Origin of the sequence: Synechococcus sp. MU1655 (assembly GCF_023630655.1) — a bacterium.
Taxonomy (GTDB): domain Bacteria; phylum Cyanobacteriota; class Cyanobacteriia; order PCC-6307; family Cyanobiaceae; genus Synechococcus_C.
Window position 1 is genome coordinate 1 of record NZ_JAKUHK010000057.1, and the last position, 8634, is coordinate 8634.

7 protein-coding genes and 1 pseudogene are annotated in these 8634 nt (G+C 57.1%); 4 read left to right on the forward strand and 4 right to left on the reverse strand.

Going from position 1 to position 8634, the window contains the following annotated elements; genetic code table 11:
- Window positions 1–1474: pseudogene (locus NCN04_RS04390) on the reverse strand (glycosyl hydrolase family 18 protein); the annotation flags it as partial.
- Between the two features lie 711 nt (window positions 1475–2185).
- Window positions 2186–4687 carry a GH116 family glycosyl hydrolase gene (locus tag NCN04_RS04395; protein ID WP_250395286.1) on the reverse strand — a complete coding sequence of 834 codons (2502 nt, stop codon included), beginning with the start codon at window positions 4685–4687 and terminating at the stop codon, window positions 2186–2188.
- Window positions 4688–4711: 24 nt separating this feature from the next.
- Here NCN04_RS04395 and NCN04_RS04400 point away from each other — a divergent pair, with 24 nt between their 5' ends.
- Window positions 4712–4888 carry a hypothetical protein gene (locus NCN04_RS04400; protein WP_250395287.1) on the forward strand — a complete coding sequence of 59 codons (177 nt, stop codon included), beginning with the start codon at window positions 4712–4714 and terminating at the stop codon, window positions 4886–4888.
- A gap of 31 nt (window positions 4889–4919) precedes the next feature.
- The gene (locus NCN04_RS04405; RefSeq protein ID WP_250395288.1) at window positions 4920–6434 is read left to right on the forward strand and encodes an MFS transporter; all 1515 of its coding nucleotides are present in this window, start codon (window positions 4920–4922) and stop codon (window positions 6432–6434) included.
- Here NCN04_RS04405 and NCN04_RS04410 read toward each other — a convergent pair.
- The gene (locus tag NCN04_RS04410; protein WP_048346088.1) at window positions 6419–6688 is read right to left on the reverse strand and encodes a DUF8678 family protein; all 270 of its coding nucleotides are present in this window, start codon (window positions 6686–6688) and stop codon (window positions 6419–6421) included. The two genes, NCN04_RS04405 and NCN04_RS04410, sit on opposite strands and share 16 nt — an antisense overlap.
- A 98-nt stretch (window positions 6689–6786) precedes the next feature.
- Between NCN04_RS04410 and NCN04_RS04415 the strand changes: the two genes are divergently transcribed.
- The gene (locus tag NCN04_RS04415) at window positions 6787–7263 is read left to right on the forward strand and encodes a hypothetical protein (protein ID WP_250395289.1); all 477 of its coding nucleotides are present in this window, start codon (window positions 6787–6789) and stop codon (window positions 7261–7263) included.
- Window positions 7260–8234, forward strand: coding sequence for a hypothetical protein (locus tag NCN04_RS04420; RefSeq protein WP_250395290.1), 975 nt, complete (start codon window positions 7260–7262; stop codon window positions 8232–8234). The genes NCN04_RS04415 and NCN04_RS04420 overlap by 4 nt, the downstream gene beginning before the upstream one ends.
- Before the next feature lie 14 nt (window positions 8235–8248).
- On the opposite strand, the gene NCN04_RS04425 is transcribed toward NCN04_RS04420, so the two are convergent.
- The coding region (locus NCN04_RS04425; protein ID WP_250395291.1) for a sulfotransferase at window positions 8249–8634 on the reverse strand (386 nt) is incomplete at its 5' end.

The window sequence follows — 8634 nt, forward strand, 5'->3', positions numbered from 1 at the left end:
CCAATGTGAGCGGTGCATCCATCACAAGAGCAACACTCCAGTCGGTGCCAGCAGAAACATCACCAAGATTGGCAACGGTAATTTCGCCCGCGAAGACACCAGACCAGCCACCGTTGATCGTTGCCGATACAGAAAGTCCCTGCAGATCTGCCATCACGGAGGGCCCATCCATTTCAGGGAATCGCTCCACAGAAGATGCTGGATCAACCGGAGATGGAGCCTCAAGAGAAGGCGATGCCTCAACAACGGGCGGTATTGCATCCACAGTCAGCGAAGATGTGTCGCCGTTTGCTGGTGGAGCAGAGCTAACAACGCCGGTATCAGGCTCGGCAACAAACAACAGCGCATTGGTCAGGACGCCCGAATCTGGCAAGCCCACGCTGCTGGCATTGAAGGAGAGATCAACAGACTCACCAGCAGGAATTTCAAGACCCCATGCTGGAGGGGTCAACAACACCTGATAACGACCGCCACCAAGATTCGTCACCGAAGATTCAGACGACCAACTCTCAAAGCCGGGTTGATTGGTCAAAAAACTGAACGACCATTCGGTCAATGCAACATCGGAGAGATTCGAGAGCGTGAGGGTTCCACTCATTCCACCCGAATAAAGAGTGCCCGCAACCGAGGCCTGCAATTCTCCCGAACTTGATGATGCAGGAACCATCACTGCCATCATCGAGTCGCTGCTCATGGCAGCCATACCCCCTGAAGACATCGAGTGATGATGCCTGCTGTGGTCATGCATGGAGTGGGACGACTCCATCTCCATCACCGTGGAATCAGGATTCACCATCAGGCCAACACGCACCTGATCCCCGTCAGTGGAAGCACCGCTAGGAGCCAGGGGTGTGAGGAGACCAGCTCGACTGACCAAGGACACCTGTTCAGCACTGAAACCAAAAGGAACCTCGAGGTTGTCCTCCATCACCTGATCGTGATGAAACTCGAGATTGGCACCGATCAAATCACTGCGCTGAACACCTGTTAACAGCACACTTTGATTTGTAGGTTGAAACTGAATCAACAACCCCTGATCCGTGTCAACAACAGACAGTCGTTCGCGTGTACCTGTGTAGAGAAAATTAATTTTATCAGTTTGAGGATCAAAGCCATTGATCACCTCTTGAACACCAAATTGATGGGAGCGCACATACACAGTTCCTGAGTGACGCGCGCCAATATTTTGCTCCCAAGAAAGCACCGCCCCAATATCCTGTCGGAGATGTTCATTGCCAACAACGCCAAGATTATCCAGGCTGAGATCGTTCCACCTCAAACCCTGAAGTGCTTGCACTTGATCAGCCCAGGGATTAACAATTCCTGCCGTCCCATCAGGCAACGTCCCAAGAATTAAGCCATGAACAGAAATCTGTCCGAAATCAAGACGATCTACTGTGGGATTAAAATCGGTGATATCAGATCCTGCAGGGTTGACCTGATAGGTCACACCACTGGAAAAGGAATCAGTCATCATTCAGTCTTGAAGAACAAAAATAAGCGCAGAGACAAGCAGTTGCTGAATCAGACATCAACGATCAATTGAGGTCGCAGAAAAGCACCAGCTCCAAACAAAAGCTGGCATCAATGCACCATCCAATGAAAGTTGACAACAGATCATCAGACTCCCTCCAGGAGCATGACCATCTATAAATTTTCCTTCAACCAAAGAAGGAAAATCAATCAGCAACACAAAGTCCGAACGCTGAAACTATGCTTGCAAATTCAAATCCCACAACCATGACTCAACTGCTTAGCTTCTATGACTAACTGCATCTAAGCAGAAAACAAAACAAAATTACGCTGTCAAGCGACACAGCATTTGCCTTCCGACCGCATCACGTGGGCTACCAATGCACAGAGCCTTATCAACCGATTGAGAACACCCTGCTAGAAAAATCAACAGAAATTGACCAACAGGAACCCACCAGACCAAGAAATCCTGCAAAGGGAGAATCTAATGTCTTACTGCGATTCATTAATCATCGATTTCAACAGCTTGCCTTTCAAAAGCGAAGATTATCAAACAACACAATGCCGAGTCGATCAAGCACAGTACAAAGTCATTGTGATTGGGATTAGAAGTATCCAAGAAGCCTTAATCCTCACTCCAACGGCTCCATTTCTTTTCATTGCTGCGACTTGATGTGGCAGCAATGATTGAACAGCGATCTGAGTTGCATGACTACCCCCGCTGCGCACCTGGAATCGTTTCCCAATCGGTGTGCGTAGCCCAGAAGCCCCAAATCGCCATCGCCCTCAGGTAGTGGCAAGCCCGAAAGGTGTTCACGGCCGTAATTGCCTCTGGGGTGCGGAATTGCAAGCCACCGGCATACACCTGGGTCACGACCGCTGAGCAAATCGCTTCTGCGGTTTTGCCCTCACCCATCAAGCGGTAATAACTCGCAATTCCAAAGTTGATCCCCGTCCATACCTCCAAGGGATGGGTGCCATTGGGATCCAAGGGTGTGCCATCGCGGCGCAAGCCATTCGCCACCCCCAAGGATCCGCCAGCAAAGTTGTCAAAGCAGGCTTCCTTGATCGACTTCAAGGTGCTTCGGCTGTTCTCCTCACTCACGACCGGAGGCAACCCCAGCAATCGCGCATAGAAATCACCGCAGAGCTGATCGGCCATCACCACCGGCGTGCCGCTTTCGGCATCGATGTCGTAGTACTCACCGTTCCAAAGAAGCTTGTCGAAATTGGCGCGTGATTGCTCCAACCAGCCACTAAAGGTGTGCTGCTCATCGCCGGTGTCTAGCCCGAGCTCCAATTGCAGCCGTTGCGCCATCGCCAATGCCGCTTCCAAGGCCGCAATCCAGAGCGCACCGCAGTAGGCACTTACCCCCTTGAGCGGCCAATCATCAAAGGTTTGATCTGGGGCTCCGCCGTTATCAGGGAGGCCATCGTCATTCACGTCAAATTGCTTGAGGTAGTGCAGGGCCTGTACCGCCGCAGGCCAGCACTCCGCCAGAAAGCTGAGGTCCTCTCCCGTGGGCGCCAATTTGAACGTACGCCACACCTGAAGCACGTAATCACTGGCGAGATCTTTCCAGAGATTGCAATCTTGATAGGCGGTGTAATTAGTGGCATCAAACGGAACCTCGTTCGGTGCTCCCAAATCGTGAGGTGTGGCCCCTTTCACCTTGCGATCCGCTTCCACCCTGCCGCGGCCCTGGGTGAAATACCAACCGATCGGCCGTTGGGTGGCATCGGCCGCTGGAATCGCCCGGGCAAAGCTGCGAATCACCGCCTTATCCAGTTCCGGCCAGAGCTGCAGCAGGGCAAAGGAGCCGTACAAACGCACATCAAGACTTTCGTACCAGGCGTAATCGAGGCACTCGAGCACCCCAAAGCGGCCGTAGGGATCCTTCGAGGTGGCGGCGGTCCATAGGCTGCCGCCGCTGGCGAGGTCATAGAGCTCATTGAACAGCGCCATGCGCAGTTCCTCGGGCAGCTCTTTACGCGCCAACACCGGCGCTTGCCAGGCTTCGATTTGCTCATGCCAAGACCGCCAATCGCGCAGTGCTTCTGCCGCAATCGCAGCTGCATGGCAGCCATCAACGCCATAAAAATCGCTGTACCGACGCAGGTCGCGCACCCCCGTCGCAAAGCTCGTGACCGGCAGATCCCAGCTGATCGCCACAGGAATCTCTCGGGTTTCACCCGGCGCCAGGGTGAGTTTCACGGCGATCGCCGCACTCGCATGCTCGCCCTTACGGCTGGCGCGATCGTTGTTGCTATCGGGGATCACCCCGTCAGCGGCAAAGGGCTGCCAGAGCTCGGCACCATCACCACTGGGATCCCAACGGCTGCAGCGCATCAGATCCACCCCTTCCAGCGTGTCGGGCAGGGCAAGACACCACTGCCCTTCCCCTTCCGCTACCGGCGTTGAACGCTTGCCATCAAGCAGCACTCCGCTCAGTCCATTGCCATCGATCCAGCGGTTGCTCTGGCCCTCGCCATCTCCAATCGCTGGGGCGTAGTTGTGCTCGGGGCTGCCGTCATCGCGAAAGTGCACCTCCGCCGATGCATCGGTGTTGGTGAACCAGCCCACCGTGTTGCGCCAACTCAGCAACAGCGACACTTCTAGAGGCTTGTTGGTGGGGTTGGTGAGGGTCCAGCGGAACACCGCCACCGGATAACTGCTGCGTTGGTAATCACCAGGAAGGATCGGGCTGAACGCCTCGCAGCTCACTTCAGTGCGAAAGACCCCTTCGTAATGGTTCCAACTCAGGGGGTAACGAGCGGCATAGGTCCCGGTGCTGGTCTCCTCCGTGCTGGCGGGGTACCACTGCCAGCTGCTCAGCGGCTTGCCTGACTCCGGCCTGGAGTCATCGCGCGTTGGTTCTGTGGCAAAGGCATGGACACGCACCTGATCGCCCTGCTTTTCCCAAAGGGCGAATTGGCAATCGGGAATGCTGCCGTACCAATGCTCACCGCCATCGAGATGCCAGAGGTTGAAATCACCACGGGAACTACGGCCAATGCAGCCTGATCCAAAGCCACCAAGGGGCATCCCATGCCAGGGGCCATCGTCGAGGTTGCTGGCGTACCGCACCGTGAACGGGGTCTGCCAGCCCAAGCCAAACGAACGGCTCCAGCTTCCTTCTGGGGGTTGCCAGCCCTTCCCTGATGAGCCGCGGCTCAGCCGTGAACGCAATGCGGACAGTCCGAGCGGTGCCATGCAGAGGCCGAAAGTGGCTCCAGATTGCCAGAACTGGCCAGAAGAGCCAGGGCCTTGCTAGGAGCAGGCATGGGGATCGATTGTCCAGCGCCGCCAGCCAACAGGCGCCTAAACCATTCTTCCCTGCATCCTTTGGACGGGCACCGGCAGCAACGCCCAGACCCTTTCGCCGTTGACCATGCCCTGATTGAGAACGCGTGAGAACCCAGTGAAAATAGGCACTCTGAGGGAATTGCAGTCGCTAGCTTGCGTCCCTTATCTGGGCATCCTTGCCAGCCTGCAGCTGATCGACCCCAGCGTGGCGAATATCGCCTTGGTGAAAGCCAGCGATGCCTTGCAAATGAATGGCGCTGTGTTGGCCCTAGGTGCGAGCGTTTCCACCTTGGCCCAAGCCGCATCGGTGTTGGTGATGGGCTTTTTCGGCGATCGTTTTGGGCGGCGGCGGGTGCTCGCCGGCTCCTTGCTGCTGGCTCTGTTGGGGAATCTGCTCTCGATGCTGTCCAGCGAAGCGGGCCTGTTCCTGGTCGGCCGAGCCCTCACAGGCATCGCCCTGGGGTCGGTGCTGACCAGCACCTTTGCCAGCGTGCGCTTCGTCACCCCGGCCGCTGGAGTGAGCGCCGCCCTGGGCCTCTGGAACCTGCTGATCGTGGTGGGCTTCATCAGCGGCTCCCTGATCGGTGGCTGGATGGCCACGATCCATTGGCGCCTGTCCTTTTTGCTGGTGCCAATGATTTGCAGCGCCAGCCTGCTGCTCTTACCCACACTGCTGCCAGCCATTCCAGGCAATCGCTCCCTCAAGCCCGACCTCCCCGGCCTGACGAGTATTGCCATCGCCATGGTGCTGTTTTTATTCGGCATCAACCACGCAGCCTTAGGACTGCGCAGCCCTAGCTTCTGGCTGCCGGCCTGCAGCGGACTGCTGTTGTTTGTGTTGCACATCACCATTGAGCGTCGCAGCCGCAAACCGATCTTTCCGCCCAGGCTCTACCTGCGCGGTTTCTTTGCCGCAGCTGTGATCAACGGGATCGGCTGGAATGTGGCCCAAGCGGTGGTGCAACTGCAAACCAGCAACTTCTGGCAGCTGGTGCAGGGTTACAGCACCAGCGCTGTGGCCATCGCTCAGCTCCCCTTTTTGATCTGTTTTGGCGTGGCAGGGATCTATGCAGGACGCTGGATGGGTCCGGGCCGGCGCACCTTGGTCTTAATGGCGGGGGGCAGCCTGGCGCTGGTGCTCGGCCTGGCGCTATTCGCGGTCGTGCAAGTGCAAACGCCCTACTGGCAATTGCTGCCCGCCTTGATGCTGGCCGGCCTCGGCCTGGCCTTTGTGGCCGTGCCGCAATCCGCCCTGTTTGTTCAGGAAGCGCCAGAGGATTGTTTTGGGTCGGTGCTGGCGTTTCGCACCACCAGCGGCCAACTGGGCTTTGCCTTTGGGCTCGCCGCAAGCGGAACGATGATCAGCGGCTTTGGCTTCAACGATCTGCACAGCCGCATGCAGGCCGCTGGCCTGGGATTGGAACACCTGCCCCAACTCGATGAGCACATTCGTTTATTTCTGCGCAACAGCCCAATTTCGCTTGAGGGAGCTGCATCTCAGCAGCTTCTCAACCTTCTGCGAGAGGCCTACACCCAGGGGCTGGCGGGAACGATGTTGGTCGTGGCGGTGATCACGGCGCTGCTGTTTGCGATCAGCTTGCTGCTGTTGATCATTGGCCGCGAACAACAACTGCTCCATCAAGAGGGTTCCTGAGCGATGCCGTCTTCTGCATCAAGCAGGGCATCAAGCGTCACCGCTGTACGCACCAGCGCTTGATAGCGCTGCAACACTCGTCGATTGCGCTCCAGCCAGCGGGCCGCATCGGCCGGCGCATCACGGCTGCCCCCACCCACCAAACCGGAGGGGTTGTCCGCATCCATCAACTCCAGATCGCCCTGTTGGGCCAAGAGGGCCAGCAGCAAGTCGTGCAGACGTTGCCGGCGTTCATTGATCCCATTGGTGCACATTTAATTCGCACCGCAACATCTCTTGCCATCTTGAAGGGATGGAGGTCTGACGCCTCCGCGCACCCACCCTTTCAATGCTTGTTTCCCAACGAAGCAAGGTGCTGACAGCTCTGCTGGCGCTCTGCAGCGGCCTTGGCGCTCCAGCGGTATTCGCCCAGGAGCTTTACGTGATCAACACCACTTGCAGCACCCCAAACTCCCCCAATTTTTCCTGCCAGGTGCAGGCGATTGATGTAGATGACTCCACTGAATATCGCCATCGCTTTGGATCACGCACAGTGAGCTACCGCGTGATCGAAGACCCCTACGTCCGCATCGAAGGACGAGCCAGTAATAGCGAGGCGTGGACGTCCGTCAAAAACGCCACCATCAATTTCAAAACCGAACAGCTTTGCTTCAACAACAAGGCCTTTTGTGTGAACAATCCCACCTTCCTGGCCGATGTGCTGATCCAAGGCGGGCATGCCATTCAAGGCCGCACCCGCATCGGCATGGCTTTCGCAGATAACGGCCGCGTGGATGTGACCTGCTTTGACCAAGGCTGCGATCGACTGATGGAGGCGATTCAAAAATGACATCGAAAGCCAAAAAAACCGGTCTAGTAGGAGCGATCGGCGTTCTGCTGATGCTGCAACCAGCCGCAGTCCTTTCCGCCTATCAGGCCAATGGTGTTCTCACAGTTGAGGCGGCAACAGCATCTGCCACAGACGAGCAACTGATCAGCCAACGCGGTGGTCGAGGCGGCGGTGGCTCGAGAGGCGGTGGGTCAAGGGGAGGCGGTTCAAGGGGAGGTGGTTCTCGAAGCAGTGGTTCCCGCTCCAGCAGTCGGTCCAGCAGTGGACGCACAGGTTTCAGTTCCTACAGCGGCAGCCGCCAAAGCACGCGGCAATCCACCCGCAGCAACCGCCAAACCTCACGCAGCAGCTCGAGCAGCAATCGCCAAAGCTCACGCAGCGGAACCCGTGATCAACGTCAGACCAGCCGAATCGACAACCGGGGAACGCGACAAAACACCCGCAGCAGCAACATTGATTCCCGTCAGCAGGGACGCACCAGCCGCACGGATCAACGCCAGAGCGGCCGCAATGATCGGGTGAACAATCGCTCAAAGACCCGCCGCGATGCAGTCAACAACTGGGATCGCTACGGCAGTGGTTGGTACAGCGGATCGAGCTGGTCGAACAATCGCCCCTGGAACAACGGCTGGTACGGCGGGTCCTACTACAACAATTGGCGTTGGTATCCCGGCCAAGCAGCCGCCTGGGGTCTTGCTGGCATGGCCACCTTTGGCACCATCAACAGCTTGGTGAATTCAGCTCAATCCAACCAGGTGAGCTACTTCGAAGTCCCAAACTCTGATTACTCGCTCTACTACCCAAGCGTGACGGCAACTGGGGATGTGGTGAGTTTTGAAGCCGACAACGGTTACGACACTGTGCGCTTCAACGCCAATTGCCGCAACGGCACCCTCAACGGCGGAGCTCCCTTGAATGCCAATGAGGCCCAATTGCTCAATGCGGCCTGTCAGGTGGCTTTCGGTCAGTAGAAAAAACCACCGGCTCAGCTGAGCAAGGTCTGCAGGCGTTGCTCAGCAACCGGTTCCAACACAACAGGCTTGGCTTTGTAAGCCTTGCCCTTGGCACTGCGGACCGCAATCGCATCGCTTGCGCTGTCCCAGCTGCCAATCTCAAGAGCGCTATAAATCCGCTGCAGCGTCTCTAGCGGTGACTGCACCAAGTCGTCGTAAGCAATCTCCACCAGCTGCCCCTTGGGGATCAAATGCCGCGACCGCGCGAAGGCTTCTTGCAATTGGTGATGGGCCGCCACTGTTTCCTCCACTTGCTGGAGGCTGTTTGGAGGCTCTTGAAGACCCACCAAGTGCGCCAAACGCTGCTTGACCTGCACGAGTGAACGAATCGAATCGATTGGCCGCCGGCGCAGATACA